This window comes from Halarchaeum sp. CBA1220 (assembly GCF_003721175.2).
In the GTDB taxonomy this organism is placed as follows: domain Archaea; phylum Halobacteriota; class Halobacteria; order Halobacteriales; family Halobacteriaceae; genus Halarchaeum; species Halarchaeum grantii.
This window is the reverse complement of record NZ_CP054707.1, coordinates 208,141-235,122: the sequence shown is the minus strand read 5'-3', so window position 1 is coordinate 235,122 and position 26,982 is coordinate 208,141. Positions and strand designations below refer to the sequence as shown.

Here is a 26,982-nt window from a genome sequence, read left to right as displayed (position 1 = left end):
CATGACCGACGCGGACCTCGACGACACGGACCGCGCCATCGTGAACGCCTTCCAGGGCGGGTTTCCGGTGGTGCAGCGGCCGTTCGAACCGGCCGCGCACGCGCTCCGCTCGCAGGGCATCGACATCGATGCGCCGACGCTCGTCAAGCGCGTTCGTCGCATGGTCGAGGCGGGGACGCTCTCGCGCTTCGGCGCGCTCATCAACGCCGAGGAGATCGGCGGGCACGCGACGCTCGTCGCGATGCACGCGCCCGAGGAGCGCTTCGAGGAGGTCGCGGAGACGGTGAACGCCCACCGGGAGGTCGCGCACAACTACGAGCGCGCGCACCCGCACCTCAACATGTGGTTCGTGGTGTCCGTCGCGGAGCGAGAGCGCGCCCCCGAGGTGCTCGACGAAATCGAGGCGGAGACCGGGCAGCCGACCTACGACCTCCCGAAACAGCAGGAGTTCCGCGTCGAGGCGAAGTTCCCCGTCGAGGGTCCGCTCGAGGGTGGCGACATCGACCTCTCGCACCTCGGGCCGAACCCGAGCCCGACGGACGCGACGACGCTGACGCCCGCCCAGCGCGACCTCGTCGTGGAGATTCAGGGCGGCCTCCCGGTCTCCGAGACGCCGTATCGGGACGTCGCCGAGGCAATCGGCGCCGACCCCGAGTGGGTGGTGGAGACGCTCCGACAGTTCAACGTCGAGGGGAAGGTCCGACGGGTCGGCGTCGTCCCGAACCACTACGCGCTCGGCTACTCGGAGAACGGCATGACGGTGTGGGACGTCCCCGACGACGCCGTCTCGGAGGTCGGCCCCGCCGTCGCGTCGCTCGACTTCGTGACGCACTGCTACGAGCGCCCGCGACACGACGGCGTCTGGCCGTACAACTTCTTCGCGATGACGCACGGCCGCAGCGAGGCCGAGAGCGAGGCCCGCGTCGAGCAGGTCCGCGACGTGATGGCGGAGCACTGGGACGTCGGCGACGAGGACTGGGACACGCTGTTCTCGACGCGCATCCTGAAGAAGACGGGCATCCGTATCGCCGAGCGCGCGGACGCGAACACCGCGCAGGCCGACGAGACCGAACAGCACGCGTGATACCGCTCGCGCTCGACTTCTCCGAGGAGGCGGTGTTGGTCGTCGGCGGCGGCCCCGTCGGTGCGCGCAAGGCCCGCCGGTTCGCCCGCGAAGCCCGCGTCGTCGTCCTCAGCCCCGCGTTCGCGGACGCCGACTTCGGCGACGCCGAACTTGTGCGCACGGCGGCGGACGCCGACGCCCTCGACGACTGGGTGGGGCGTCTCGATCCGGCGCTCGTCGTCGCGGCGACCGACGACGCCGACGTGAACGACGCGGCCGTCGAAGCCGCCCGCTCGGCGGGCGCGCTCGTGAACCGCGCGGACCACGCCGGCGACCGGGCGTTCGACGACGTCGCCGTCCCCGCGACCGTGCGCGACGACCCGGTGACGGTCGCCGTCTCGACGGGCGGGTCGAGTCCGGCGCTCGCGAAGCACCTCCGCGAGCGAATCGAGGACGCCGTGACGGGCGCGGGGGCGATGGCAGAGCTGACCGCCGCGCTCCGCGAGTCGCTGCAGGACGCGGACGTCCCGCCCCGCCAGCGGCGCGACGCCGTCCGCGCCGTCGTGCGCTCGGAACCGGTTTGGAAGGCTTTACGTAGCGCAGACACCAAGGACGACCAAGAGGTCGACGACGCCGTGCGGCGGGTGGTCGCGGACGTCGCCGGGGACGCCGTCTCCGGCGGGCCACGCGAGGACGGAACTCTCGCGGACGTCGTCGACGAGGAACACACACCGTGAATCGGAATACGAGCGTCGTCTCGGGAGTTCGGGTCGCACACCCGGAGGCGACCGTCCACGACATCGAGGCCGCCCGCGCGGAGAGCGTCGCGGCGCTACTGGACACGCTACGCGCCGAATCGGGCGTCGAGGAGGCGTACGCGCTCCAGACCTGCAACCGCGTCGAGGCGTACGTCGTCACCGCCGACCCCGAGACGGGGCGACACGCGCTCGCCGCGACCGGTCTCGACGAGCACGCCGCGAGCGTCGAGACCGGCCACGAGGAGAGCCTCCGCCACCTGATGCGCGTCGCGGCGGGCGTCGAGTCGCTCGTCCTCGGGGAGGACCAGATCCTCGGGCAGGTCCGCTCGGCCTACGAGAGTGCGGTCGACGCCGGCACCATCGGCCCCGTCCTCGAGGAGGGCGTCACGAAGGCCATTCGCGTCGGCGAGCGCGCGCGCAACGAGACGGCCATCAACGAGGGCGTGGTGAGCCTCGGGAGCGCCGCCGTCAACCTCGCGGAGCGCGAACTCGACGTCGCGGACGCGGCCGCCGCCGTCGTCGGGGCGGGCGAGATGGGGTCGCTCGCCGCGAGAGCGTTCGACGCCGCCGGCGTCGCCGAAGTCGTCGTCGCGAACCGGACGCCCGAGCACGGCGAGTGGATCGTCTCGGACCTGGACGCGCCGGGCCGCGCGGTCGGCCTCGACGCGCTCGCGGAGACGCTCGCCGAGTCGGACGTCGTCGTCGCGGCCACGGGGAGCGACGACCCCGTCGTCACGGCCGACGTGGCCGCCGACGCCGGGGAGACCTTCTACGTCGACCTCGGCCAGCCGCGCGACGTCGCGCCCGCCGTCGCCGAGCACGAGGCGGCGTCCGTCCGCGACCTCGACGACCTCGAGGACGTCACGGACGAGACGCGAGAGCGCCGTTCGAGCGCCGCGCTCGCGGTCGAATCCATCATCGACGAGGAGTTCGACCGCCTGCTCTCGCAGTACAAGCGCAAGCGCGCGGACGCGGTCATCGCGCGGATGTACGAGAGCGCGGAGCGCGTGAAGGACCGCGAGGTGGCGACGGCGCTCTCGCGGCTCGAATCGCACGGCGACGGCGGCGTGGACGACGCCGAGCGCGAGGTCGTCGAGTCGCTCGCGGACGCGCTCGTCTCCCAGATGCTCGCCGCGCCGACCCAGAGCCTCCGGGACGCCGCCGCCGAGGACGACTGGGAGACGATTGCGACGGCGATCCGGCTCTTCGACCCCGACATCGAGGACGCGGACCCCATCCGCCTCGGTGACGAGCGCCCGCCCGCACGGTTCGCGGCCGCCGAGACCGAGGACGACTGAGGCGCCGAGGCGGACAGTACGGTTTTGGGGCTGGCCGGCGACGCCCCACGTATGGCAGAGACACTGAGCGACGAGGAGGTCGAGGACCGCCTTCCGCCGGCGTGGGAACTCGAGGACGACGAAATCGTCCGCACCTACGGCTTCGACGACTACCTCGCGGGCGTCGCGTTCGCGAGCGAGGTCGGCGAACTCGCCGACGAGGCGTTCCACCATCCGACGATGGTCATCGAGTACGACACGGTCGAAGTCCGCTTCACGAGCCACGAGGCGGGCGGCGTCACGGAGCAGGACCTCGAACTCGCCGCCGAGTGCGACGCGCTCCGGTAGATGGAGGCGCGGTACGTCTTCGCCCTCCGCGTCCGTCTCGAGCCGTCGGCGCGCGGCGTCACCGTCGACCCGAACGAGTTCGAGACGCGTTTCTACCGGGAGGCCGAGACGCCCGGCGAGGACGGCTGGCTGTTCTTCCGAAACCACCTCTGGCGCGGCGAACTCGCCGACGACGCGCACTTCCGCGAGCTCGCCGAGGACGCCCTCGACGTCACGGTGGTGGACGCCGAATATCGGGCGTTCGAGGTGGACGAGGCCTACCGGACGGCGTTCCGCGAGGCGATTGCGGCGGAGCTGGCGGCGTTCCGCGCCGACAGCGTCGACGAGGTCGTGAACAAGTACCTCGGGAGTTCGCTGGAGGTACGGGCGGCGGCCGACGAGTAGGACCCGCCTCCCGTCCGGCGCGGCGGCACGTCGGCGACTCTGGGCGACGTCTGGGGTGTGCACGGCGCCGAGCGACGCTCCGCGTAACCCCTTTACTGTCCCGTGGCGTACTCCTCGGTAATGACTGAACCGGGCTACGACTACTGGTTGCTCGACCTCGACGGGACGCTCGTGGACACGGAGTGGTCGTACACGCGCGAGGTGTTCGACCGCGTGGAGGCCGAACTCGGCGTCTCCTTTACGGACTACGAGGCGGAGGTGCTCTGGCACGGCCTCGGCGGCGACCGCGACGACCTCCTCCGCGAGTGGGGGTACGACCCCGTGGCGTTCTGGGAGGTGTTCGACGCGCTCGACGACCCCGTGGAGCGTGCGGAGGCGACGTACCTCTACGACGACGCGTCGTTCGTCGCGGACCTCGACACGCCCGTCGGGTTGGTGACGCACTGTCCGGCGCCCGCGACCGACGCCGTCCTCGAGCGCCTCGACGTCCGCGACTGGTTCGACGTCGTCGTGGCGTGCGACGACGAGACGGGCTACAAGCCCTCGGCGCGACCGCTCGACCTCGCGCGCGGCGACCTCGGCGTCGCGCCGGCGGCGCGCGGCGTCTACGCGGGCGACGGCGCGAGCGACGTCGGCGCGGCGGCCAACGCCGGCCTCGACTCCATCCACGTCGAGCGCCACGACCCCCACCGGCGCGGCGTCTGCGTGCTCGGCGACCGCCGCGTCGAGTCGTTCGCCGACCTCGGCGTGACGCACGCCGCCGACGACTGAGGCGGCGCGCCGCGCCGCGCGAACTCGTCGGCCGAGCCCCGACGGGTTCGACGAACCGGTTTAGGTGTCGTAGCCGGGGAGGTCCGCTATCACGCGCTCGATTCCGTCGAGCGCGCGAACGAGCTCTCTCACGCCGTCTTTTCCGGTTCGCTCCGGGTTCGCGAGGACGCGCACGCGCTCCTCGCCGACGGGGACGAAGCCGAGGCCGAGCTTCGCGGCGCTCGCGCGGAGGCCGAGGCCGGCGTCGACGTCGCCCGACTGCACCTTCCGCGCGGGCGACTCGTGGGCGCGGACGGTGCGCTCGTAGCCGTGGACGCGCTCGGCGTCCACGCCGGCGTCGGCGAGGGCGGCGTCGAACGTGGCGCGGAGGCCGCTCGCGGTCGTCCGGTTCACGAACGAGACGTCCGACGCGGCGAGGTCCGCGACGCCCTCGATGCCGGCGGGATTCCCGCGAGGGACGACGAGGCCCCACTCGCGCGTCCACGAGGCGAGTTCGTCAGTCTCCTCGTCGGCCTCGAGCGGGCCGCTCGCGACGACGACGTCCGGGAGGCCGTCGCGGAGGCGGCGATAGCCCGGGCGGGTGCCCTCGGCGAGATACCGTGGCCTGCGGACGCCATCGAGGGCGCGCGCGAACGCGGGGTCGTCCTCGCCGACGGCGAGCACCGTCGGCGGGCGGACGCCCGGGGAGAAGAGCTCGACGGTCACCGACTCGCCCGCGGCGAGGTAGTCGGTGTCGGCGTCGACCTCGACGACGCCGTCGGCCTCGACGAGCGAGGTGGTGGCGCCGCTCCCCTTGTCGACGGGGTAGACGAGCGTCTCGCCGTCCTCGTCCGTGAGGAGTCCGGCGGGCATGAGGCGCGTGCGGCCCTGCGCGTAGCGTTCACGGACGGCCATCCGCCCCTCGACGGTGGCGCGCTCGGGCTCTGGTTTCCCGGCGGCGTCGCGGATCGCGGGCGCGACGAACGTCCGGAAGATGGTGAGCGCCGACACGGGGTAGCCCGGGAGGCCGACGTACGCGCTCTCGCCGACGCGCCCGACGAGCATCGGCTTCCCGGGCTTGATGGCGACGCCGTGCAGGAGCAACTCGCCGGACTCCTCGATGACGCGATAGACGACGTCGACGGCGGACGCGGACGTCGATCCGGAGGTGAGGACGAGGTCGCACTCGGCGGCGGCCTCGCGGAGCTGGCGCTCCATCTCGTCGTAGTCGTCGCCGGCGTGCGGGTAGAGGACGGCCTCGCCGCCGGCCTCCTCGACTGCGGCGGCGACCGTGTAGGAGTTCACGTCGTGGATCTGGCCGGCGCGATGGTCGAGTTCGCCGCCCGGGCGGACGAGCTCGTCGCCCGTCGAGACGACGCCGACGGTCGGCGTCCCCCTCACGGGCACGTCGTCGACGCCGAGCGCCGACAGGAGGCCGATTTCGCGGGGCGTGAGTTCGGTGCCGGGACCGAGCGCGCGTTCGCCGGCGGCGACGTCCGCGCCCGCCGCCATCACGCTGTCGCCGGGTGCGACCGCCGTGTCGAACGCGACCCCGTCCTCGACCTCGTGGGTGCGCTCGACGGGGACGACAGCGTCCGCGCCCGGCGGCATCACGGCGCCTGTCGAGATTTCGACGCACTCGCCCGCTCCGACGTCGACGTCGGGTTCCTCGCCCGCGTGGACGACGCCGACCTGCGGGAGGACGACGGGGTCGGCCTCGTCCGCGCCGAAGGTGTCGCGCGCGCGGAGCGCGTAGCCGTCCATCGACGCCCTGTCGAAGCCCGGGACGTCGATGCCGGCGTCGACGCGCTCGGCGAGGACGCGCCCGCGCGACTCCCGCAGGGGCACCGTCTCGGGGTCGGGTTCGATGTCGAGGCTCGCGACGGCCGCGTGGGCCTCCTCGGGGGCTGCGAGGTCGCGGAACTCCTTCCGGCTCATGGACGTACCTCCCACTGCTCGACGCACACCGTCTCGCCAGCGGCGATGCCCTCCGCCGACTCCGGGACCACCACCCAGCCGTCCGCGAGCGCGACGCTCGAGAGGACGCCCGACCCGCTCGTGTGGACCGGTTCTGCGGTGTATCCGCCCTCACGTTCCTCGAGCGAGACGCGCGCGTACGTCCGAACGCCCGGCTCGCTCCGGAGCTTGCCCGTGAGCTCGGCGTCGACCTGCGGGAACGCGGGGACGGGCATCCCGCCCGCCGCCTTGAGCGCGGGCCGGACGAACTGGACGGCGTTGACGATGCACGCCACGGGGTAGCCCGGGAGACAGACGACGGGCGTGTCATCGACGACGCCGGCGGCGACCGGGTGGCCGGGCTTGAGCGCGACGCCGTGGAAGCAGAGGCGGCCGAGCTCCGCGACGACGTCCGGCGTCAGGTCGCGTTCGCCGACGCTCGACCCGCCCGTGGTGACGACGACATCCGCGTCGAGGTCGCGCTCGATGGCCGCGCGGAGCGCGTCGGCGTCGTCCGTCACGACGTCCCGGTAGCGCGCCCGCCCGCCCCATCCCTCGACGAGGCGCGAGACGGTGAGGCCGTTCGTCTCCACCATCTCGCCGGGGTCGGGGTCCGCTTGGACGAGCTCCTCGCCCGTGGGTATCACGGCGACCTCGGGGTGGTCGGCGACCGTTACCTCGCGGACGCCGCTCGCCTTCAGGAGGCCGAGGTCGGAGGGACGCAGGCGGTGGCCGGCGTCGTGGAGGTGCTGGCCGGCGGCGACGTCCTCATCCTTCGCGCCGACGTTCTCGCCGACCGCGACGGCGTCGAGCACCTCGACGTCGGAGCCGACCGCCTCGACCTGCTCGACCATCACGACGGCGTCGGCGCCGTCGGGGAGTTCGCTGCCTGTGTGGACGCGGACCGCCGTCCCGGGCGCCATCGTCTCGTCCGCGCGGAGCACGGCGGGGTCGCGCTCGCTCGCGCCGAAGGTGTCGGCGGCGCGAACCGCGTAGCCGTCCATCGCCGCGCGCTCGTAGCCGGGGACGTCTCGCGCGGCCGCGACGGGTTCGGCGAGCGTCCGGCCGGCCGCGTCCGCCACCGCGACCGACTCGTTGCGGCCGTGTGGTGCGACGGCGTCGAGGAGTCGCGCCCGCGCCTCGGCGACCCGGGTGCGCTCCTTGAACCCCGCGCGCCGGCGGTCGTGGGTTCCAGTCATACCTCCCCTTCGTCGGCCCCGCCGAAAAACGCCCGGTCGTCCGCGAGCCGAACCGTTAACCCGAGTTAATTGGGCTTAATCGGGCCTCAAACCGCCGGGAACGGTCTCCCCCGTTCAATATCCACCGGGCCATGGGCCCCGGGTGGAGGCACGACAGATGAAACTCACTCAACTCGGTATCGTCGCGCTCGCCGCCCTGCTCGTGACCGCGGGCGGCGCGTCCGCGATGAACGTCAGCACAGACTCCGGTGTCAGCGTCGACGGCACCGTGACCACCGACGGCGACGCCGCCACCGCCTCGGGCAACGCGTCCGCGGACACCGCCGCGTCCGCGAACACCACCGATGACGACGACGCGGACGGTGACGCGAACGCGTCCGGGGACGCCGACGCCGACACCGACGGTGACGCCGCCATCGAGGTCGGCGTCTCCGAGGACGACGCGCACGTCGAAGCGGACGCCGACGCGAACGCCTCGGCCGGCCCGCCCACGGACATGCCCGCGAACGTCCCCGAGCACGTGACCGGGATCCACGCGTCCATCGACGCGTTCCTGAACGGTGAGATCGCCGACCTCGGCGCCGCCGTCAGCGGCATCGCCGGCGGCTCCGCCGACGCGAACGGACAGGCCGATGCGAACGTCACGGCTGACGCGAGCGCCGACGCTCGCGCGACCGGGAGCGCACAGGCCGACGGCGACGCGTCCGATGACGTCGAGACGCGCGGTGACGCCGCCGCGAGCGCCGGTTCCGACGTGAGTGCGTCCGCGAGCGCCGATGCCGGCACGTCCGCACAGGGCGGCATCGCGTCGACCGTCCAGAGCGAGCTCGCGAACCTCGGCGCGGCTATCGACGGCTTCGTCGGCGCTGACGCCGAGGCGAGTGCGGCCGCGAACGCCGACGGCTAACGCCCGATGATACCCCCCGCCGGCGGTGATGCGGTCGCGCTCGCCGTCGGCCTCCTGCTCGGCGGCGGTGCGCTCGCGTTCGCCGCCCGCACGCTCTCGCGGCCGTTCGGCTACGACCACGCGGTCGTGACCGCGCTCTGCGGTGCGGTCGCGTCCGCGCTGGCCGGTGCGGTCCCCGTCTTCGGCCCTCCGTTGGCGCTCCTCGCGTGGGTCGGCGTCGTCAAGTGGCGCTACTCCCTCCGTTGGCCGCGCGCCGCCGCCGTCTGCGGCTTCGCGTGGGTCGTTACCGCCCTCGTCGTCGCCGCGCTCGGCGTCCTCGGCCTGCACGTCGACCCGCTCGGCGTGCCCGTGCGCTGAGCCGCCGCGACCACCGCCTTTTTCGAGCGCGCGCCCGAACGACCGCGTATGTCTCGGCTCCGCGACGCGCTCCGCGAACTCCCCGACGCCGTCTTCGCCGACCTCGCAGAGAGCGACGACGCCTATCGGCTCGTCTTCGACCTGCCGGGCGTCACCGCCGACACCGTCGACATCGACGTCCGTGAGGGAGCCCTCCACGTGGACGCCTACCGCGACAAGGACGTCCCCGACGGCTTCGACTACCGGCGTGAGGAGCGCGCCGTCTTCCTCGAGTTCGAGGTGCCGCTCCCGCCGGACGCCGCCGGCGCGGACGCCGCCGCGACGCTCGACGCCGGCGTCCTCGAGGTCACCGTCCCGAAGGCCGACGGCGGCGTTCGCGTGCCCGTCGAGGGGTAGCGCGTGGCGTCACTGCGTGCGTACTGGCGCTTCGCCGTCGTCGCGTGGCAGTTCCTCCCGCTCGTCTGGTCGTACGCCCGCGACCGGCGGCGCTTCCTCCTCGTCGGCGGCCGTCGCTCGGTCTCCAGCGAGCGCCGCACGCGCCGCGCCCAGCGTCTCCTGTCGAGTCTCCTCACGCTCGGGCCGACGTTCATCAAACTCGGCCAGTTGCTCTCGACGCGCCCGGACGTCCTCCCGCCCGAGTACGTCGAGGAGCTCTCGGAGCTCCAGGACCAGGTACCGCCGGCGGAGTGGGAAGCGGCGCGGGAGGTACTGGAGGCGGAGGTGGGGCCGGTCGAGGAGGCGTTCGACGAGTTCGACACGGACGCGATCAGCGGTGCGAGCCTCGGGCAGGTCTACACCGCCCGCCTCGAGGGCGAGCGCGTCGCCGTCAAGGTTCGCCGCCCCGGCATCGAACCCCTCGTGAACGCGGACCTCCGGGTCGTCTCGTGGGCGCTCCCGCTCCTCCTCTTCTTCGTCGACGACGCGCGGGCGTTCAGCCTCGAGAACCTCGCCGAGGAGTTCGACAAGACGCTGCGCGAGGAGATGGACTACTCGCGGGAAGCCACGATGCTCACCGAGATCCGCGCGAACTTCGCCGGCGACGACGACGTCGCGATTCCCGACGTCTACGACTCGCACTCGGGCGAGCGCGTCCTCACCATGGAGTACGTCGAGGGGACGAAAATCTCGGACGTCGACTCGCTGGACCGACTCGGCGTCGACAGACACGCCGTCGCCGAGACCCTGGAGCGCGCCTACCTCCAGATGATCATCGAGGACGGCGTCTTCCACGCCGACCCCCATCCCGGGAACCTCGCCGTCCGCGAGGACGGCACCATCGTCTTCTACGACTTCGGGATGAGCGGCCGCGTCGACGAGTCCGTTCAGGACCGCATCGTCGACTTCTACGTCGCCGTCGCGAACCAGGACATCGAGGCCATCCTCGACACGCTCGTCGCGATGGGGACGCTGAGCCCGGAGGCCGACCGCGCGACCATGGCCGAGGTGATGGAGCTCGCCATCGCGGACGCGCGCGGCGAGTCCGTCGACCAGTACCGCGTCCAGCAGATCGTCTCGAAGGTCGAGGACACCATCTACGAGTTCCCCCTGCGTCTCCCCTCGAACCTCGCGCTCGTCCTCCGCGTCGCCACCGTCGTCGAGGGCGTCTGCCTCACCCTTGACCCCGACTTCGACTTCGTCACCGTCGCCACCGACTACCTCGGCGAACAGGGCTACTACGAGCGCGGCGCCCGCGAGTTCATCACGGAGACCGGCGACCAGCTCTCGGAGTCCGCACGCGCCTCGCTGCGCCTCGCGCCGAAACTCGAGCGCGCGCTCGACCGCGTCGACCGCGACGACTTCTACGTTCGGGCCGCCGTCGAGGACTCCGGTGGCTACGTCGACGCGCTCGCGAGGCGTCTCGTCACCGGCCTCCTCTTCGGTGCGGGCGTCGTCTCCACCGGCCTGCTCTACGCGGACGCCGCCACTCGACTCGCCGCCGTCGCCGCCGGCGGCACGCTCGTCGTCGGCCTGCTCTGCTGGCGCTCCTTCCGGCGGCGACGCGGGCCGTCGAGCGCGTCCCCGTCCGGCCGCGACGGCTGGTAACGCCGTCCATTCGCGGACCTCCGTCGCCCCGCCCATCGCGCAACTCGGGCCGCTCGCGGGGCGTCCGCGGCGTCGTTCCTATCGCCGGTCAGCGGCCGCTCACTGGTGCGTTCCAAACGGTTTATACCCGACAGGCGAGAATCGCGGGTATGGCGAAAGAGCAGAAGGAAGTTCGGGACCTCCAGGAAGGGAACTACGTCATCGTCGAGGACGCCGCGTGTAAGATCGACGGCTACTCGACGGCGAAGCCCGGCAAGCACGGCAGCGCGAAGGCCCGTATCGAGGCGCGCGGCGTCTTCGACGGCAAGCGCCGCTCGCTCAGCCAGCCGGTCGACGCGAAGATCTGGGTCCCGATAATCGACCGCAAGGGCGGCCAGATCGTCTCCAAGGAGTCCGACACCGTCGTGCAGGTCATGGACCTCGAGACCTTCGAGACGGTGACGATGGAGATCCCCGAGGACATCGAGGTCGACCCCGACGACGAGATCGAGTACCTCGAGTGGGAAGGCAAGCGCAAGGTCCTCCAGTAATCGGATGTTCCCCGGCGCGACGGCGGACCGCTCTGCTTCGTCCTACGTGGTCGTCGGCGCGCCGCTCGACGTCTCTACGTCCTTCCAGCCGGGGACGCGCTTCGGGCCGGAGCGCGTCCGTCGGTTCGCGGGGACGTTCGAGGACTACGACCGCGCCGCCGACCGTTCGTTTTCCGAATTGGGTGTCGCCGACGCCGGCGACGTCCACGCGTGGAACGACGCCGCGGAGTACTGTGAGTACCTCGCGAGCGTCTGCCGCGACGTCGTCCGCGACGACGCGATACCGCTCACCATCGGCGGCGAGCACACCGTCTCCGTGGCGCCGGTGCGCGCCGTCGACCCCGACGTCTTCGTCGTCTGCGACGCCCACCTCGACCTGCGCGAGGCGTACGACGGCGACCCGTGGAGTCACTCGACGGTCACCCGACACGCGCTTGATGTCGCCGACGAGGCGGTGATCCTCGGCGCGCGCTCCGGGTCCGAGGCGGAGTGGGAACGTGCCGCCGAGGGCGACGTCACCGTCGTCGACCCCGAGGACGTCGCGGCGTGGGCGCCGCCGGCCGAGTTCGCCGAACGCGACGTCTACCTCTCGGTGGACGTGGACGCCGCCGACCCGGCGTACGCCCCGGGGACGGGCACGCCGGAGCCGTTCGGCCTCACGTCGCGCGAACTCCGCGACGTCGTGCGCGCGGTCGCGCCGCACGCCTCGGGCTTCGACGTCGTGGAGGTGAACGACCGCGACGACGGGCAGGCGGCGGTGCTCGCGGCGAAACTCCTCCGCGCGTTCGTCTTCGCGCACGCGGACGCGACGGCCGCCGACGGCTGAGCGCGGGCGCGGGTGGACGGCCGGGAACCGGGGCGAGCAGGTGGTGCGTCGCGTTCCGTTGGGGCCGCGCCACCGGTTTCGCGGTGGCCGCCGACGGGCGTTCGGTCAGGGCACGTCGCGTGGTGGTCACGGCCCCCCACGTGAACTCCCGCATCCTTCTTGTCGCCGGAGGCCCGTTCTCCCCTATGCGACTCTCAGAACTCGTCTCGCGCTACGACGAGCGACTTCGCACCGAGGACTTCGCGGACGTGGACGCGTCGGCCAACGGCCTCCAGGTCGGCCCCGACGAGAAGCACGTCGAGCACGTCGCGTTCGCGGTCGACGCCGTCGCGGAGACGGCCGAGCGCGCGGCCGAGGCGGACGCCGACCTCCTCGTCACGCACCACGGGCTCTCGTGGGGCGGCATCGAGCGGGTCACCGACCGACAGTACGGCCGCATCGCGCCGCTCATCGAGAACGACGTCGCGCTCTACGTCTCACACCTCCCGCTCGATGGGCACCCCGAGCTGGGGAACGCGGCGGGCGTCGCGGACGTTCTCGGCCTCGCGAACACCGAGGGCATCGGGCACGTCGGCGCGGAGACCATCGGCCTTCGCGGGGACGCGGGCGCGCTCGCGCGCTCGGAGGTCCACGAGCGCCTCGAGGCCGAACTCGACCACGGCGGGACGGGCGTGCGCGCGCTCGAGTTCGGCCCCGAGACCGTCTCCGACGTCGCGGTCGTGACGGGCGCGGGCGCGGACTTCCTCGACGAGGCCGTCGCGGCGGGCGTCGACACGCTCGTGACGGGCGAGCCGAAGGGGAAGACATACCACGAGGCGAAGGAGGCCAACGTCAACGTCTTCTGCGGGACGCACTACGGGACGGAGACGTTCGGCGTGCGCTCGCTAATGGACCTCACGGAACGCTGGGGGCCCGACGTGACGTACCTCGACGTGCCGACCGGTCTGTAGGCGGCGAATCCGCGCCCTTCAAGCGGCCCGCCGGCCCACGTGTGCGTATGAGCGACGACCACGACGAGTACGAGGAGCCGGCGCGCGAGGAGTTCGACCACGACCCCCTCGGGCACGCGGAGGTGCACGCGGGGATGACGGTCGGCGAACTCGTCGAACAATACGGGCACGCGGGCATCGGCGCGGCGGACGTCTCGCACGCCGTCGACGTCTACGCGGAGATGCTCGGCGACGACGACGTGACGAACTTCTTCGGGCTCGCGGGCGCGATGGTCCCGACGGGGATGCGCCAAGTCGTCGTCGAACTCATCCGGGACGGCCACATCGACGCGCTCGTGACGACGGGCGCGAACCTGACGCACGACGCCATCGAGGCCGTGGGCGGGAAGCACCACCACGGTCACGCGGGCCCGCACGACCACCGGATGAGCGCGGACGACGAGCACGCGGGGATGGACCCGACGGCGTACGACGAGACGCTCCGCGAGGAGGAGGTCGACCGCATCTACAACGTCTACCTCCCGCAGGAGCACTTCGCGCTCTTCGAGGCCCACCTCCGCGAGAACGTCTTCCCGGAGGTCGAGCGCACCGTCTCCATCCAGGAGCTCACCGAGGCGCTCGGGAAGGCGAACCTCGAGGTGAACGAGGAAGACGACGTCGCGGAGGACGCCGGCATCGCCGCCGCCGCGTACGAGCACGACGTCCCCGTCTACGTGCCGGCGATTCAGGACTCCGTGCTCGGCCTGCAGGCGTGGATGTACTCGCAGACGAGCGACTTCACGCTCGACGCCCTGAAGGACATGACGCACATCACGGACCTCGCCTTCGACGCCGAGAAGGCGGGCGCGATGGTCGTCGGCGGCGGCGTCCCGAAGAACTACGTCCTCCAGACGATGCTCGTCGTCCCCGAGGCGTACGACTACGCGGTCCAGTTGACGATGGACCCCGAGCACACGGGCGGGCTCTCGGGGGCGACGCTCGACGAAGCGCGCTCGTGGGGGAAGCTGAAGCCCACGGCGGAGAACGCGACCGTCGTCGGGGACGCCACCATCACGCTCCCGCTCGTCGTCGCGGCGACGCGCGAGCGCCTGTAGGCGCGGACGGACGTCGGCGTCGCCCGGTGTGAGACGCGGACACATCGATAGAGGCGAGCGGTGTCGATACGGTCGAACGACTCGCCGACGTGAGCCGTTTCGACGGATTTCGACGCCGAAACAACGGAAGTGGTCGTCCGAACGCAAGATAGTTGGTGTATCGGACGTTCGAAAACCCGATCTCGGTTTCGGGAAAACAAATACGGAGTCCTTATCCGTGTACGGGGCGTTCGTCTATTTGCAATGGCATCCGGTAAGGTTGACTTCTTCAACGACACGGGCGGTTACGGTTTCATCACGACTGAGGACTCTGAGGAGGACGTTTTCTTCCACATGGAGGACGTCGGCGGTGAGGACCTGACTGAAGGTACTGATATCGAATTCGACATCGAAGACGCCCCCAAGGGCCCGCGCGCGACGAACGTCGTTCGCGCGTAATTCGACGTACTACTGTCGCCGTTCGGCGACACGAGCGTTACTTCGGTTTTTCTCACACTCGCGAGCGACCGGTGTACGGCCGTCGAGTCCGGCTGGTGTTCGTTCCGCCGACCCGCCGAATTATAACACAAACGTCGAACCCACACACCGACGGTCGTCGGCCGCCGACGCGGCGATAAAACATGAGTTAAGCGGGTGGAGCGAGAGGGTCGAGATAGCCTTCCCCACACTCTAACCATGTCCGGAGAGTACGACCTAGTCATCGTCGGCGGCGGCATCAGCGGCGCATCGCTCCTCTACACGGTCGCGAAGTTCACCGACGTCGAGTCGGTCGCGCTCGTCGAGAAGGAATCGGAGATCGCGCAGATCAACTCCCACCACACGAACAACTCCCAGACCCTCCACTTCGGCGACATCGAGACGAACTACACGCTCGAGAAGGCCGAGGAAGTGAAGGAGGGCGCCGAGCTCCTCGCCGGCTACCTCGAGAACCACGACCCCGAGCGCGAGATGCACTCGAAGCGCTCGAAGATGGTTCTGGGTGTGGGTGACGAGGAAGTCGCCTCCCTCGAGGAGCGCTACCACGAGGAGGGCTTCGGCGACCTCTACCCGAAGCTCCGCCCCATCGAGCGCGAGGAGATCGCCGAGCTCGAACCGAAGGTCGTCGAGGGCCGCGACCCCGAGAAGGACCTGCTCGCGCTCCAGACGCCGGACGGCTACGTCGTCGACTACGGCGCGACCGCCCAGTCCTTCGTCGAGCAGGCGAAGGAGGAGGCGGGCGTCGACGTCTACACCGGTACGGAGGTCACCGACATCACGGAGACGACGCGCGGCTACACGCTCACGACCGACGAGGGGCCGTTCGACTGCGACGTCGCCGTCGTCGCCGCCGGGTCGCACAGCCTCCAGATCGCGAAGGAGATGGGCTACGGCGAGGACAAGGTCCTCCTCCCCGTCGCCGGGAGCTTCTTCCTCGCGGACGACGGCCCGCTGAACGGGAAGGTCTACACGCTCCAGATGAAGAAGCTCCCGTTCGCCGCCGTCCACGGCGACGCGGACGTCCACGACGGCTCTATTACGCGGTTCGGGCCGACCGCGAAGCTCGTCCCGACGCTCGAACGCGGCCGGCTCAACACCGTCAGCGACTTCCTCGACGTCTTCGGGCTCAACGTCGCCTCCTTCCTGAGCTACGCGAACATCCTCTCCGACCGCATCCTCCTCCCCTACGTCCTCCGCAACCTCGTCTACGACGTCCCCGAGGTCGGCCGGCGCTCCTTCCTCCCGGAAGTCCAGAAGGTCGTCCCGACGATGGAGCTCGAGGACATCGAGCGCGCGAAGGGCTACGGCGGCGTCCGCCCGCAGATCGTGGACACAAAGAACAAGAGCCTCGACATGGGCGAGGCGAAGATCGTCGGCGACGACATCATCTTCAACATCACGCCCTCGCCCGGCGCCTCGACCTGCCTGAAGAACGCGATGCGCGACACGCACACCCTCATCGACTTCTTCGACGACGATTACGAGTTCGACGAGGACGCCTTCCGCGCCGACACCATCGGCGAGTTCCCGCGCCTCGACGACGCGGACGGCGACGAGGAGTAAGCCCTACTCGCGGAGTTCGTCCGCGAGCGTCGGCACGAACGTCCCGACGTCCGTCACGAGCCCCACGGCCTGCGCGCTCCCCCGGTCGAGCAACTGCGTGACCGTCGCGGGGTTGATGTCGACGCAGACGACGCGCGTCGAGGAGGGGAGACAGTTCCCGACCGCGACCGAGTGCAGCAGCGTCGAGAGCATCACCACCATGTCCGCGTCGTGGGCCTGTCGGCGGATCGCCTCTTGGGCCTCGATGGTGTCCGTGATCGTGTCCGGGAGCGGGCCGTCGTCGCGGATGGAGCCCGCGAGCACGTAGTCGACGTCGTTCTCGACGCACTCGTACATCACGCCCTCCGTCACGAGGCCGTCGTCGACCGCGTTCTCGATGCCGCCCGCGCGGACGATCTCGCTGATCGTGTAGATGTGGTGCTTGTGGCCCTTTCGGGGGTGCTCTAAGGTCTCGATGTTCATGCCGAGGCTCGTCCCGTAGAGGCCGCGCTCGATGTCGTGGGTCGCGAAGCCGTTCCCCGCCGAGAGCGCGTCCACGTACCCTTCGCGGACGAGCTCGGCGAGCGCGTCGCCCGCCCCGGAATGGATGACGGCGGGGCCGGCGACGACGAGGACGTTCCCGCCCGCGCGCTTCACCTCGCGCAGCGCGTCCGCGACCTCGCGGATGAGCGACGCCGACGGGCGCTCGGCGGAGACGCCGCCGCGCATGAAGCCGAAGGGCCCCGAGGAGTCCCGGGGGCGCTCGGGCGGCCGCACCCGAATCCCCGCCTCGCCCGTCACCACGAGGTCGTCCGCCTCGATGCCGTTCAGCACCTGCGTGCGCGCCGTCGGCTCGCCGTCCGGGTCCTCGACGACGATGGCGCAGTCCATCTCGATGTCCTCGACCGGCACCCACGTCCCGTTCACGCGGACCTCCGTCGGGTGGTTCGTCGTCGAGTAGAACCCCTGCGGGACGACGCGCTTGGCGGGTGCAGGCGTCAGCGTCGCGTCCTCCGGGTCGATGGGGTTCACGCCCGACTGGTGGAGCTCGTGGACGATGGACTGCAGGGTGTCCGCGTCCGGCGCGAGCACGCGCAAGCGCGCGTAGGACTCCTCGTCCTTCGCCCGCCCGACGTCGAACTGTTCGACGTCGAAGTCCCCGCCGAGGTCCATGATGACCTCGAAGCAGCGCTGCATCGTCCCCGAGTCGATGATGTGTCCCTCCAGCTCGACGGTCCGCGAAACGGTCATACTCGGGCGTCGTCGCCGGACGCAATCAGGGTTGCGCCGCGACGGCGGTGGCGTTTTAGGGGTCGGCGCGATACGTCACGGTGGCCGATGACGACACCACCGGGCCGAGCCCGGGGTGGCTCCCGGGCAGTGAGGAGCCCTATGAGTGCCGAGGCCAGCTTTCTATCCATACATTTGCGAGAAGAAGTGAACGAACGTCAGAGAATCGCGTCTGCTACCCTCTGAGAGAGGACAGTCGTAATCAAAAGGCGAATAGAGTACACTCTGAGGCGTTACATAGGCCCTAGTCACTACTTCATGAGTAACAATCCCTAGTTGAAGTCACTCCCGTCTGTCCCACCCGGGTTTCCGCTGGACCAACGAAAGAGACCACCAACGACTATAACTCGTCGCGATGTTTCGACAAGTAATGCCGAACAACCTTGAGAACGGGTCTGCGGAAAAGCCATCCGCAGACTCAGAGGATATCGTTCTTTCCTCGTATGTCGCGTACAATCGGAAGGTCTTTCCAAAAATAGTTGACCTCCACGTTGAGGACGGGGCAACTATCGCTGACGTGACTTATGGACGCGGGAACTTCTGGACCGACGTGCCGGACGGGAAGTACAAGGTATACAAGACAGATATTGACCCTGAAAAATCACCAGATAGTGAAGAAGGAGTCGATTGCCGAAACCTCCCCTACGAAGATGGTGAACTCGACTGTGTAGTGCTAGACCCACCCTATGCAGAGGGGTTCTTCCGGCGAAATAAAGAACATCTCGCAGGGAATGGCACACACTCGAATTTCCGGTCGAATTACTCGACGGGTAATGTGCATACCGGTGGGTCGAAATATCATCAAGCAGTGTTAGACCTCTACTTTGAAGCGGGAAAGGAAGCCAAACGGGTACTTAGCGATGACGGGGTCTTCGTGGTAAAGGTTGGAGACGAGGTGAGTTCGAACACTCAGTACCTGACTCATATCCAAATAACAAACTATTACGAGAGAGAACTGGAGTTTTACACGAAGGATTTGTTCGTCGTAGAACGTCACAACAAACCCTCTGTTTCCGGAATGCAAAACCAAGTCCACGCACGCAAGAACCACTCCTTCTTCATGGTATACAATATGGATGGAGAGCCTCAGAATATTATCGAAACAAGCTGAAGGCAGTTCAGCGAACGGTGAATATCTCCATCCCCGTATCGAGGGGCATCGGGCTAACTGAATTCTGGAGTAAGTCAGTCACGTCTCCTTGTAGCGTCGCTCCCCCATCACCGGAACTACTCACTTCAGAGAACAGCATCTTCCAAAGACGCGCGTTATCATAGTCGTCGGAGTGCGATGGGATGAACTCAATCAGTCGTTCGCTTACGATAACGATGAGCTTCTTTTTCATCCGGCTCAAAGCAACATTGAGCCGATTTGGACTCAAGATGAACTCCGCTTCTCTACGGATGTAGTCGGGGTCGCTTACTGTACTCGATAGAATAATCACGTCGCGTTCACTCCCCTGGAATCTATCGACTGTATCAACTACACCGTCGCCAACCTTGCTACCCAGCGAGTCAATCAGACGACCCCGTTGAGCGTTGTGAGGAGTGATTATCCCGATGTCTTCCTCTGAACGGTCAATCGGGGTGATTAGGGAATCCACAATGCCAGCCTCAAGTGCGTTAGATTGCTGGCTCTCGCTGTCTTGATGGACGATAATCGAAATTGGACAATCTGGATTGAGCACTGTATCGAGTGCCTTATTTCCGGTCTTGTTGACCGCAAGAGGGTCGCGGTGGCCGCGAAGATGGGGGTTATCCTCAGTGAATGAACGGTATCTCACCCCATCACGTGCGTACACCAGCTTTCTTAGAATACGAGCTACTTCCTCATCACACCGGTAGGTAATCTCCAACCGGTCTATCGGGTACTCTATCGAGGTCGGCACCTCAACTTCATCGAACTGCTCGTCATCGCCAAACTGGTCTTCCCCACTTAGTAGCCGAAACAGGTCCATCACTGAAAGATACGGAACCAACTCTCGGATGGTTCGGCGGTCTTCTCGCTCCCAATCGTGTTTCTGAATAGGCGAGAGCTGTCTATGGTCACCTACGACGAGAGTACGCGCCCCGTCTTTGGTAGATGACCCCGACATCAAAAAGTCCGTGACGGTCATCATACTGGCTTCATCAACCGCAAATAGGTCGAAGGTGGGTCGTATCGTCTCGTCAAATGCTTTCTTGATTATTCGATTTCCACCGCTCGGAGTTCCAAAAATGACGAAGCTGTCGGCCCCTGCCCCCCAGTTGCTCAGTTGTTGTTGCCCCTCTAAGTCCCTTTTCAGGTCCTCAACCTTCGACTTCTCCGTGTTGTAGTTAACCCGTTCAACATCGGTTTTAGTGGGAACAGAGTAGCCACGGTCACGCGATAAAGCACGAATCAGGCGGAGCGAGTCTAATTCGTCACACCCCTCTTCAGCCATAAGCGTATACTTGAACTCATCAACTTTCTTCAATATCGCGTTAACTGCTCGATGTGAGGGAGCTACAACTAACGCGCGAATGCTCCCTCCATCGTTCATCCGGTCATATGAGGCACGCAGGAGCGCATGGGCAAGCGCCAAGGATTTTCCTGTTCCCGGGGGACCCTGAAGGATAGCAAAGTCATCCTCTTGGCGAGTGATGAATCTCTCTTGGCGGTCGTTTGGATAATCAAGCGAAGGGCTACTCTCGACAAAGTCGAGGTATCCATGATTTGTTTCTCCGTCATTGCTCATACGCCATCACCCCGAATGAGGCCGTCTAAGAGATGATAATAGTGATATCTCGGGTTTTGACTGGGGCGATTTGATTGCAGTTCTTCTAGCACGTCGTGGGCGTGTGTTGAGGTCCAGTCGTCGGTCTGTCTATCCAAAATATACCTATCTCCCGGTTGGAGGTGAACACAGCGGACGCCATAGCTATAGCCCGCATCTGCTTCGTTTTGTACCCACACGTCGTGCCTATGAACGTACTCAAACGTGTCTGGATTCGTGTTTGGTATGAAATTGCCATCTGTGTTGAACTCACTACAGCGGAGTGTGATGCTACGCTCACCCGTATTCACGCTCTGGACTTCAACGGGGAGCCCCGACTCTATGTCCGCTGGCTTCTTCTTGTCATCCTTATGAACTTGTTGAGAGGCGTCCCAAGTGACAGGATTTGCAACACGATGAGACCCCGAAGATTCGTTTTCAGCCCCCTTCAAACGGCAAGTATACGCAACCTTTGAGGGGTCGCTGAATTCATCAGGCTCGTATACAAGTCGTCCTGTTACAACGAGGTCGTCGCCATCAAGTTCAGTCTCCTCCACTTCCACGATTGCCGCATGGCCTTTCTGTACACGCTCACGTGGTGCCTTTGCGTATTCTCGATACTTTTCTTGACGGTCAGCATAGTGCTCCAAGTCCAGATAATCGTTGAGAGACCGAGCCAAGTCGATGTCTCCCAAGTTAAATTCAGGAAGTTCTGGGAGGTCGATTTGTTCTTTGCCAAGGAAGGGATTCTGATGGGACGCAGTACACGACTCCAGATGGTGAAGCGCGTGGGACATTTTCTCTCCCAGGAGCCCCACGTCTTCCGGCGTGATTCTCTCGTCTTGCTTGTCGGCATCGTGGTACCTGTACTTCTGGATTTCCCACCTATCACGCCCTGAATCTGCCCAGTCTAGGTCTAGCTTCCCTTTTGCGGCCCAGATATACTCCAGAGGAATTTGATTGTCGAAACGTGCTTTGAGCGGGTAGAAATCGTCTGGATTCTGGATATCCGATTTACTGTGGAGTCTACCATCGCTGTCGGCTTCCACTGGCAGTTTGAAATTGAACAGGTTGTACTTGAATGCATCATAGCAGTTGAAGGTCAATCCTCCACCGGACCGTGTCACCTCCCAGTTTGACTTCTTGAATAGACCGTCGCATCCGCAGTCACAATACTGCGAAGTCGCTTGGTCAAGAATCGGTAGAATACCACTTCCAGGATACCGGAGAGCGAAACGGTCCTGAAGTTCGTCTTGTACAATACTGACCATTGGTTGGTCAATGGCCTTTCGATACCCTAGGAGGTCGCGAACCGCATCGAACGAGTCCTTGTCATACCGAGGCATCTGACGGAGAATGCCATCTACCAGAGCATCCCGCTCCATCCTGCTGAAGAAATATACATGCAACGCTGACCGTGTATCCCCTTCAGCCACGTGTTCTATGGCCGGGAATAGTTTGGAAAAGAAGTCCTCGAGCAAGTCGCCTTCAGCCTTTAGAACCTCTTCTCGCTGGTCGTTATCTGGTAATCGGTCTACTACGGAACTAAATGAAAGTGCTCCCATGGCCGAATTGTTTCTGACAACTCGTCCAGCAAGCATAGCCAAGGAGTCGCGCATGAAGTCCTCTCGTACATAGAGATATACTCTGATGAGTTCGTCTGGGTCGTAGTCCATCTTCTCTCGGGCATTTGGTGACGCGCTGGTTGATGGAAGGGTACTGTCCCCTGACCCCTGAATCGGCGTGGCGTATAATGGCCCAGTTCGTGCCTGAGAGTCGTTCTGTGCTGCTTGTCTGGTTTGTATCCCACCCAACATAGCTTGTGCCCGCTGAACCATCCGGTCGACTTTCCCTCCGATTGTAGGTTCACTCAAAAGCTGCTTGACGGTATTCTCGTCGCGTGAAGGAAGTTCGTCGTAGACGTAGGGTTTGGGGTCTTCAATTTTCTCTTTCAGACCCGCGAGGTCCTCAATATCATCGATACCATGTTTGTTGAGGATTCGCTGTTCACCCTCTGTGAGGCCGAGTAGCGCTAAGTCCAGATTGTCCAGGGCATATTTGAAACAATCTTCATTATACAGACAGGTGTTGCACTTACCAGTCAGAGCGAAGTTGACTTCGTCCTGTTTGTAAACAGAGTCTATCGTGCCATCCTCACGCAGAAGCCTTCGCACGTCTTCTCTGACCACTTCGGGTTCAGCAATAGTTTGAATTGATTCTGGGTCAGTGAAGTCTAATGAATCGCTTTCCCGATGGACTACGCTGATTCGAACCTCTAACTTATCTACGAGTGGTTGTAGGATATCTTCAAAAATTAGTGCGTAGATGCCCGCCTGAATCTGGTGATATGGCTGTACATCACTCGAAGCCTTGATTTCGAAGATGTGCGCAATTATCCCACTATCGGGCGATTCCCAGAGAGCCAGCATATCCCCGCGTCCCTTGATTCCCCACACGTCGATGTAACCGCGGGCAGGTGGTTGCTCAATAACAACAGGATTCTGGACCGTCGCCTGGTCAACAAGACTGTCTAATTCTGTACGTACTTCCTGTTTTCCTATTTCTGGTTCATCACTTACGTCCCAGTCAGAACCATCGTAAAGGCCGACTGAGTCTTGTTTGATATCTTCAGTAATATCATCCTCGAACCGGTTGCCAATTTCACTCAGGAACACACCTAGTTCGTCCTCGTTCCCCGAGATTTTACCCAGGCTTTGTTGGAGGTAGCGAGGGCACTGTTCAAATCCAATAAAGAGACCAATATCCCCCGGACTGAGGACAGGACGTGAGGACCTAGACATCAATAGCTAATGGGTAGCATACCCGGCATGATAGTATTATCCCTGGCTATCATATTTCTCAATCCCACCTCTCAGACTAAGCCAATGAACTAGTCGAAGAGATGGTCTCGCTCTCCAAGCTAGGAACTCTCAGTTCTGTCTAGTCAAAATCCCGGAATAGAAGGTCTGAGAGATGCGTCACCTCATCAGTCTCGGAATGAGTTGTGAACAGGCAGGTTTGCAATTGACTCGGGGTCACAGTCGAACGGACTCGGGAGTTCGTCAATGAAGGCCCGCACGAATCCTATAGTTCCCGGTTCGACTATCACTTCGGCGTCGGCGTGAACCGGCTCACCATCCTCGTTCTCGTAGGTCGTGGGGGCGAGTACGGGAACGCCCTCTTCAAGATACTCCTGCGAGACATTTCTGAGCGCCCCACTCTCCGTGTTGAGGTTCCCGTCCGAGTCTATTGTCCCGACGACCTCACCCCGCTCGTGATTGAGTATCTCGACCTCGACGACCTCCTGCTGGTCTTCACCGCTCGCGTTCTCAATCCCATCAGCAACGGCTCGTCCGAAATCGTCCTCCATCCACTCCGCTATCTCGGAGGCGTCGGCATGAGGACCAGGGCGTTCGGGGTCGTCCATAGCTGTGTGAGTGACGCGGTTGGGATTCGTTGAGCAGGGCAGTTAATCCTCGCCTCCGAGTGCTCACATCGCCATGTCGAGTGTTCGGAGGTCAACGTCGTACTCGTTCACTATTGCCCAGCAGGCATTAAGAGATACATCGGAACGAGCGAGGAACAGCGGAGACGTACCGTCTCTACCAGTCAAAGAATTCCTGTGCCTCGGTGGGAGATAACGGCGCTTCATAATCTGGGTTGTCTGCGCTCAGTGCCCCTGGGTCGCGCCATCGACCCTCGATATTTAGCGGCTCGTCAGTCCAGGAGTTTGTCCCTGGCTTCTGTAACTGGTACTTCCGTTCGCCCGTTCTAGTGTTTTCCCAGCCGTGGCTCCCTTGTGAGCCGACATATGGAATCCAAACACCCGGCGGGGACGGTTCATCGTCTCCGTCAAGACTCTGGACCATCACGCCGTCTTCTCGCCGCTTATCGATATATTGTCGTGGGTTGTTTTCATATTCGCGCAGTTCCTCGGCGAATTCACGCTGCTTCGCACGCTTTTGTCTGCGCTTATTCTCGGCTCTTCGAATGTCTGGCGGCTTATACTCCTTGCCCCTGTGCCGCGCCTTACGACGAAGATAGGCCTCTTCTTCGTGCTGCTCCTCTTTTCGCATCACCCTCCACTTGTTCGATAGGTATCGGTTGTAGGAGTTCATTGAGCTCATCGAATAGGGGTTAGCGACCAGCACGGAAGTATATTATTCACAGTTGATAGGTTTTGTAGCGTATTTTCTCGTAGTGGATTGCAATACCGATAGGTGAGACAGAACATGTGACGGGCTCGGTTGTTCTGAAGGTGACACAAATGAGACATGTCCGAGGCGAAGCTGAAACTATTCTCGAACAACACGAGCCTGGATACGAATCTCAACGCTCCGCGTCATTGACGGGGATAACCGCGGTTTCAGGACGAAGCACGAGTTTATCTACAGGATTGTTTCAGCTTTCGGGGAACAGGAGATACGAAGGAGAAGAAGCGTCAGAACTCGGGGTATGCGAGCTCGTCCGGCCAACTGAATTCGGGTTTCACACGAACCCCCGTCGTAGTTCCTCCGCGAACGGGAACCTCCTCCTTCTCGCCCAAGCCGAGAGCGGCGACTTCATCGATTCGGTCACGAGCGGTCGGTCGGCTCATATCTAGAATATCCTCCACTTCGTTCGGCGTGAGCGGCCCCGCCTTTTCTGGGTCAAGAAGCGCCCGAACGATGCCCCGACGCTTCGACGGCATCGTGCTCAGGGCGACTCTACCACACACTTCGACATCTCCGGGTTCGAGTCGGGTGCGGCCGTGGATGAGCGCGTGACCACGAGCGAGGTCGTGGAGTAGCTTCCCTATTCGCTTCGGGGCCTCGATATTGGCTTTGCCGTTCTGCACTGAGCCCCGAGCGTGGGCCACGACTCTTGCAAGACGCTCAAGCGGTGCTTCAACCTCTTCGTACATCGGTTCGTCAGTCCACGCTACGCTTTCAGCGCCATCGTGGTAGCCCCACAAATCTCGCAGGAACTCCTGAATAGCTGCTCGTCCTCGCTCGATTGGCCGGCGTTCGCCCCCGTCAACAACCGAGCGCAGCCAGTCGTCCTCATAGTCCTCCTCGGGCCACTCGACGAAGAGAAGGCGCTGCCCGACGTTGCCCATCATCCTCCACGCCCGCGGATTAAGAGGCGTTGTTGCGCCGATGAAATTGAATCGGATATCATCGTATCCGGCTTTCCCGTGGGTCGCCGTCTGGCGATAGTATCCGTCGCCGTCCATTATCCGCGCTAACTTCCCCCAACGACTGCGGATAGTTTGCTCGCTACCGGTAAAGAGCGTGTTCGCGTCTCTCACCGCGAGGGTACGGTCTTCGAGTTGCGGGAGCAGGTCGTTGTTTCCGGAGGTTCCATTCGATTTTGAAGGCCCTGCGCTCACGAACGAGGCCGGCGTGATGTCTGAACGGCGACAGAACTGTTCGTTGAGGCCTCCGAACGTTTTGAGTAGCATCGTCTTGCCCACGCCCGACTGGCCTTCGACCATCATCGCTCGGGACGCCTCTATGTCGTCGAGCAGGAGCGTCGCGTGAGTTGCTAAGAGCGGCTTCATCACGGCCCAACCCTCCTCGCCGAACTCGTCGGAGATGACCTCCCGCACATCATAGTACGTCAGGGAGGGCGGAGCTACCAGTTCGTCGGGAGCCGCGACCAGATTTGCCTCTCCTGGTCTCACTGGCCCGCCTCGCGCTCGGTTGTACCGGCGAGCGAACTCTTCGTCAGTTTGACCTCGTAGGGCTTTCTGCCGAGCCTGTTCCGCCTCGTCGCCCGTGTATTTCATTCTCGCTGACTCCCGCATTTCCGCGAACTCCTCGTCACTACGCTGCATCGACCGCCGTCGCATCTCCTTCACCTCTTCGTCTGAATACGTCGTCTTCGACAACTCGTACATCTCCGCGAGTTCGTCATTGGAGTGCTCTGAGAACTCCACCGAGCGGATGTTGTTGGGGATGGTACAAGCCTGTTCCCCGAGGTCGCGGCTGAACGGAGCGTCCGTATCGGCGTTTGTTTGCTGTTCGTTTCGTCCGTCGTGGGATTGTGTTTTGGACATCTTCGATTCCCTCTGTGAAGTCTTCCAGCGAACCGACCGCACCGGACTGAACCTCGTGACTTCACGCCTAAGAGTGAGAGACCATCTCGGATTACACGTACGAGCCAAAAATGCCCCCGTGCTTAGGAAGAAGCATTGACGTGCTAAAAGATAGCACACCGTATTCTTCACCTCATCGACACACGGTCAAATCGAGTTTTTTACTAGCTACAACGTAGCTAGCTTTTTTAGCTGTATTCTGTACCAATAGACGAGGAATGATTGAGTCCGTTGAAAGAGCCGAACAACAATATTTTCTCCTACACCTGTCTTCCCACTCGTTGTTAAATAGCTCAAACCTGTCTATGAAGATGTCTAACGTCTAAACAACAGTATGGACGAGCCGATGGAACACACGGACCCAGGCTATCCATCGTCAGACGACGCAAGCTGCTCCCGTGTCAGCGAAGTGAACGTGGA

Annotated in this window: 25 protein-coding genes; 17 read left to right on the top strand and 8 right to left on the bottom strand. The window is 64.8% G+C overall.

All coding sequences use genetic code 11. From position 1 onward, the window contains the following. Position 1 precedes the first annotated feature (1 nt). The 6 genes from EFA46_RS01200 (at position 2) to EFA46_RS01175 (ending at position 4,601) form a co-directional block, all read left to right on the top strand. Entirely contained in the window at positions 2-1,084 is a 1,083-nt protein-coding gene (locus tag EFA46_RS01200) for an Lrp/AsnC family transcriptional regulator (protein ID WP_123075532.1), read from the top strand. Continuing rightward, positions 1,081-1,800: a bifunctional precorrin-2 dehydrogenase/sirohydrochlorin ferrochelatase gene (locus EFA46_RS01195; RefSeq protein WP_123075534.1), complete on the top strand. Its 720-nt coding sequence runs from the start codon at positions 1,081-1,083 to the stop codon at positions 1,798-1,800. The genes EFA46_RS01200 and EFA46_RS01195 overlap by 4 nt, the downstream gene beginning before the upstream one ends. After that, positions 1,797-3,119, top strand: coding sequence for a glutamyl-tRNA reductase (gene hemA, locus EFA46_RS01190; RefSeq protein WP_123075536.1), 1,323 nt, complete (start codon positions 1,797-1,799; stop codon positions 3,117-3,119). The genes EFA46_RS01195 and hemA overlap by 4 nt, the downstream gene beginning before the upstream one ends. A gap of 51 nt (positions 3,120-3,170) precedes the next feature. After that, complete coding sequence (locus EFA46_RS01185) at positions 3,171-3,446, top strand: 4a-hydroxytetrahydrobiopterin dehydratase (protein ID WP_123075538.1); 276 nt, start codon at positions 3,171-3,173, stop codon at positions 3,444-3,446. After that, positions 3,447-3,830: an LWR-salt protein gene (gene lwrS / locus EFA46_RS01180; protein WP_123075540.1), complete on the top strand. Its 384-nt coding sequence runs from the start codon at positions 3,447-3,449 to the stop codon at positions 3,828-3,830. It begins immediately after the preceding gene. A gap of 120 nt (positions 3,831-3,950) precedes the next feature. Continuing rightward, positions 3,951-4,601: an HAD family hydrolase gene (locus tag EFA46_RS01175; RefSeq protein ID WP_123075542.1), complete on the top strand. Its 651-nt coding sequence runs from the start codon at positions 3,951-3,953 to the stop codon at positions 4,599-4,601. Positions 4,602-4,661: 60 nt separating this feature from the next. On the opposite strand, the gene EFA46_RS01170 is transcribed toward EFA46_RS01175, so the two are convergent. Together EFA46_RS01170 and glp are read right to left on the bottom strand one after the other, a co-directional pair. Then, positions 4,662-6,518 carry a molybdopterin biosynthesis protein gene (locus EFA46_RS01170; protein WP_123075544.1) on the bottom strand — a complete coding sequence of 619 codons (1,857 nt, stop codon included), beginning with the start codon at positions 6,516-6,518 and terminating at the stop codon, positions 4,662-4,664. Further along, the gene (gene glp / locus EFA46_RS01165) at positions 6,515-7,735 is read right to left on the bottom strand and encodes a gephyrin-like molybdotransferase Glp (protein ID WP_123075546.1); all 1,221 of its coding nucleotides are present in this window, start codon (positions 7,733-7,735) and stop codon (positions 6,515-6,517) included. The genes EFA46_RS01170 and glp overlap by 4 nt, the downstream gene beginning before the upstream one ends. A 157-nt stretch (positions 7,736-7,892) precedes the next feature. Here glp and EFA46_RS01160 point away from each other — a divergent pair, with 157 nt between their 5' ends. From EFA46_RS01160 to EFA46_RS01115, 10 genes are all read left to right on the top strand, one after another. Further along, positions 7,893-8,642: a hypothetical protein gene (locus tag EFA46_RS01160; protein WP_148040652.1), complete on the top strand. Its 750-nt coding sequence runs from the start codon at positions 7,893-7,895 to the stop codon at positions 8,640-8,642. A 6-nt stretch (positions 8,643-8,648) separates the two neighbouring features. Next, positions 8,649-8,999, top strand: coding sequence for a hypothetical protein (locus tag EFA46_RS01155; RefSeq protein ID WP_123075550.1), 351 nt, complete (start codon positions 8,649-8,651; stop codon positions 8,997-8,999). Positions 9,000-9,047: 48 nt separating this feature from the next. Next, a complete protein-coding gene (locus EFA46_RS01150) occupies positions 9,048-9,395 on the top strand; it encodes an Hsp20/alpha crystallin family protein (protein WP_123075552.1) in 348 nt (115 codons plus the stop codon). 3 nt (positions 9,396-9,398) lie between these two features. Beyond that, positions 9,399-11,042: an AarF/ABC1/UbiB kinase family protein gene (locus EFA46_RS01145; protein ID WP_123075554.1), complete on the top strand. Its 1,644-nt coding sequence runs from the start codon at positions 9,399-9,401 to the stop codon at positions 11,040-11,042. 149 nt (positions 11,043-11,191) lie between these two features. Continuing rightward, positions 11,192-11,572, top strand: a complete 381-nt coding sequence (locus tag EFA46_RS01140) for a translation initiation factor IF-5A (protein ID WP_123075556.1) — start codon at positions 11,192-11,194, stop codon at positions 11,570-11,572. A 4-nt stretch (positions 11,573-11,576) separates the two neighbouring features. Further along, complete coding sequence (gene speB, locus EFA46_RS01135; protein WP_123075558.1) at positions 11,577-12,398, top strand: agmatinase; 822 nt, start codon at positions 11,577-11,579, stop codon at positions 12,396-12,398. Between the two features lie 185 nt (positions 12,399-12,583). Further along, positions 12,584-13,348 (top strand): Nif3-like dinuclear metal center hexameric protein, encoded by a 765-nt coding sequence (locus EFA46_RS01130; RefSeq protein WP_123075560.1) that lies wholly within the window; start codon positions 12,584-12,586, stop codon positions 13,346-13,348. 47 nt (positions 13,349-13,395) lie between these two features. Beyond that, positions 13,396-14,442: a deoxyhypusine synthase gene (locus tag EFA46_RS01125; protein WP_123075562.1), complete on the top strand. Its 1,047-nt coding sequence runs from the start codon at positions 13,396-13,398 to the stop codon at positions 14,440-14,442. A gap of 243 nt (positions 14,443-14,685) precedes the next feature. Then, positions 14,686-14,880, top strand: a complete 195-nt coding sequence (locus EFA46_RS01120; protein WP_123075564.1) for a cold-shock protein — start codon at positions 14,686-14,688, stop codon at positions 14,878-14,880. A 237-nt stretch (positions 14,881-15,117) separates the two neighbouring features. Next, on the top strand, positions 15,118-16,482 hold the full coding sequence (locus EFA46_RS01115) for an FAD-dependent oxidoreductase (protein ID WP_123075566.1): 1,365 nt from the start codon (positions 15,118-15,120) through the stop codon (positions 16,480-16,482). Positions 16,483-16,485: 3 nt separating this feature from the next. Here EFA46_RS01115 and EFA46_RS01110 read toward each other — a convergent pair whose 3' ends face one another. Further along, complete coding sequence (locus EFA46_RS01110; RefSeq protein ID WP_123075568.1) at positions 16,486-17,712, bottom strand: TIGR00300 family protein; 1,227 nt, start codon at positions 17,710-17,712, stop codon at positions 16,486-16,488. Positions 17,713-18,121: 409 nt separating this feature from the next. Here EFA46_RS01110 and EFA46_RS01105 point away from each other — a divergent pair, with 409 nt between their 5' ends. Then, entirely contained in the window at positions 18,122-18,862 is a 741-nt protein-coding gene (locus tag EFA46_RS01105) for a DNA methyltransferase (RefSeq protein ID WP_123075570.1), read from the top strand. A gap of 7 nt (positions 18,863-18,869) precedes the next feature. Here EFA46_RS01105 and EFA46_RS01100 read toward each other — a convergent pair whose 3' ends face one another. The 5 genes from EFA46_RS01100 to EFA46_RS01080 all read right to left on the bottom strand — a co-directional run bounded on the left by EFA46_RS01100 (position 18,870) and on the right by EFA46_RS01080 (position 26,403). Further along, entirely contained in the window at positions 18,870-20,465 is a 1,596-nt protein-coding gene (locus EFA46_RS01100; RefSeq protein ID WP_123075572.1) for an AAA domain-containing protein, read from the bottom strand. Next, complete coding sequence (locus EFA46_RS01095; RefSeq protein WP_148040653.1) at positions 20,462-23,158, bottom strand: hypothetical protein; 2,697 nt, start codon at positions 23,156-23,158, stop codon at positions 20,462-20,464. The genes EFA46_RS01100 and EFA46_RS01095 overlap by 4 nt, the downstream gene beginning before the upstream one ends. A gap of 311 nt (positions 23,159-23,469) precedes the next feature. Next, complete coding sequence (locus tag EFA46_RS01090; RefSeq protein ID WP_123075576.1) at positions 23,470-23,910, bottom strand: hypothetical protein; 441 nt, start codon at positions 23,908-23,910, stop codon at positions 23,470-23,472. A gap of 175 nt (positions 23,911-24,085) precedes the next feature. Continuing rightward, complete coding sequence (locus EFA46_RS01085) at positions 24,086-24,610, bottom strand: hypothetical protein (RefSeq protein WP_148040654.1); 525 nt, start codon at positions 24,608-24,610, stop codon at positions 24,086-24,088. A 314-nt stretch (positions 24,611-24,924) separates the two neighbouring features. Continuing rightward, on the bottom strand, positions 24,925-26,403 hold the full coding sequence (locus EFA46_RS01080) for a hypothetical protein (RefSeq protein ID WP_123075578.1): 1,479 nt from the start codon (positions 26,401-26,403) through the stop codon (positions 24,925-24,927). Positions 26,404-26,982: the final 579 nt, after the last annotated feature.

Bases quoted from the DNA above. Each gene is read 5' to 3' on its own strand.
- EFA46_RS01200 (WP_123075532.1), top strand. From the start codon at position 2: ATGACCGACGCGGACCTCGACGACACGGACCGCGCCATCGTGAACGCC.
- EFA46_RS01185 (WP_123075538.1), top strand. From the start codon at position 3,171: ATGGCAGAGACACTGAGCGACGAGGAGGTCGAGGACCGCCTTCCGCCG.
- lwrS (WP_123075540.1), top strand. From the start codon at position 3,447: ATGGAGGCGCGGTACGTCTTCGCCCTCCGCGTCCGTCTCGAGCCGTCG.
- EFA46_RS01175 (WP_123075542.1), top strand. From the start codon at position 3,951: ATGACTGAACCGGGCTACGACTACTGGTTGCTCGACCTCGACGGGACG.
- EFA46_RS01170 (WP_123075544.1), bottom strand. From the start codon at position 6,518: ATGAGCCGGAAGGAGTTCCGCGACCTCGCAGCCCCCGAGGAGGCCCAC.
- glp (WP_123075546.1), bottom strand. From the start codon at position 7,735: ATGACTGGAACCCACGACCGCCGGCGCGCGGGGTTCAAGGAGCGCACC.
- EFA46_RS01160 (WP_148040652.1), top strand. From the start codon at position 7,893: ATGAAACTCACTCAACTCGGTATCGTCGCGCTCGCCGCCCTGCTCGTG.
- EFA46_RS01155 (WP_123075550.1), top strand. From the start codon at position 8,649: ATGATACCCCCCGCCGGCGGTGATGCGGTCGCGCTCGCCGTCGGCCTC.
- EFA46_RS01150 (WP_123075552.1), top strand. From the start codon at position 9,048: ATGTCTCGGCTCCGCGACGCGCTCCGCGAACTCCCCGACGCCGTCTTC.
- EFA46_RS01140 (WP_123075556.1), top strand. From the start codon at position 11,192: ATGGCGAAAGAGCAGAAGGAAGTTCGGGACCTCCAGGAAGGGAACTAC.
- speB (WP_123075558.1), top strand. From the start codon at position 11,577: ATGTTCCCCGGCGCGACGGCGGACCGCTCTGCTTCGTCCTACGTGGTC.
- EFA46_RS01130 (WP_123075560.1), top strand. From the start codon at position 12,584: ATGCGACTCTCAGAACTCGTCTCGCGCTACGACGAGCGACTTCGCACC.
- EFA46_RS01125 (WP_123075562.1), top strand. From the start codon at position 13,396: ATGAGCGACGACCACGACGAGTACGAGGAGCCGGCGCGCGAGGAGTTC.
- EFA46_RS01120 (WP_123075564.1), top strand. From the start codon at position 14,686: ATGGCATCCGGTAAGGTTGACTTCTTCAACGACACGGGCGGTTACGGT.
- EFA46_RS01115 (WP_123075566.1), top strand. From the start codon at position 15,118: ATGTCCGGAGAGTACGACCTAGTCATCGTCGGCGGCGGCATCAGCGGC.
- EFA46_RS01110 (WP_123075568.1), bottom strand. From the start codon at position 17,712: ATGACCGTTTCGCGGACCGTCGAGCTGGAGGGACACATCATCGACTCG.
- EFA46_RS01105 (WP_123075570.1), top strand. From the start codon at position 18,122: ATGCCGAACAACCTTGAGAACGGGTCTGCGGAAAAGCCATCCGCAGAC.
- EFA46_RS01100 (WP_123075572.1), bottom strand. From the start codon at position 20,465: ATGAGCAATGACGGAGAAACAAATCATGGATACCTCGACTTTGTCGAG.
- EFA46_RS01090 (WP_123075576.1), bottom strand. From the start codon at position 23,910: ATGGACGACCCCGAACGCCCTGGTCCTCATGCCGACGCCTCCGAGATA.
- EFA46_RS01085 (WP_148040654.1), bottom strand. From the start codon at position 24,610: ATGAGCTCAATGAACTCCTACAACCGATACCTATCGAACAAGTGGAGG.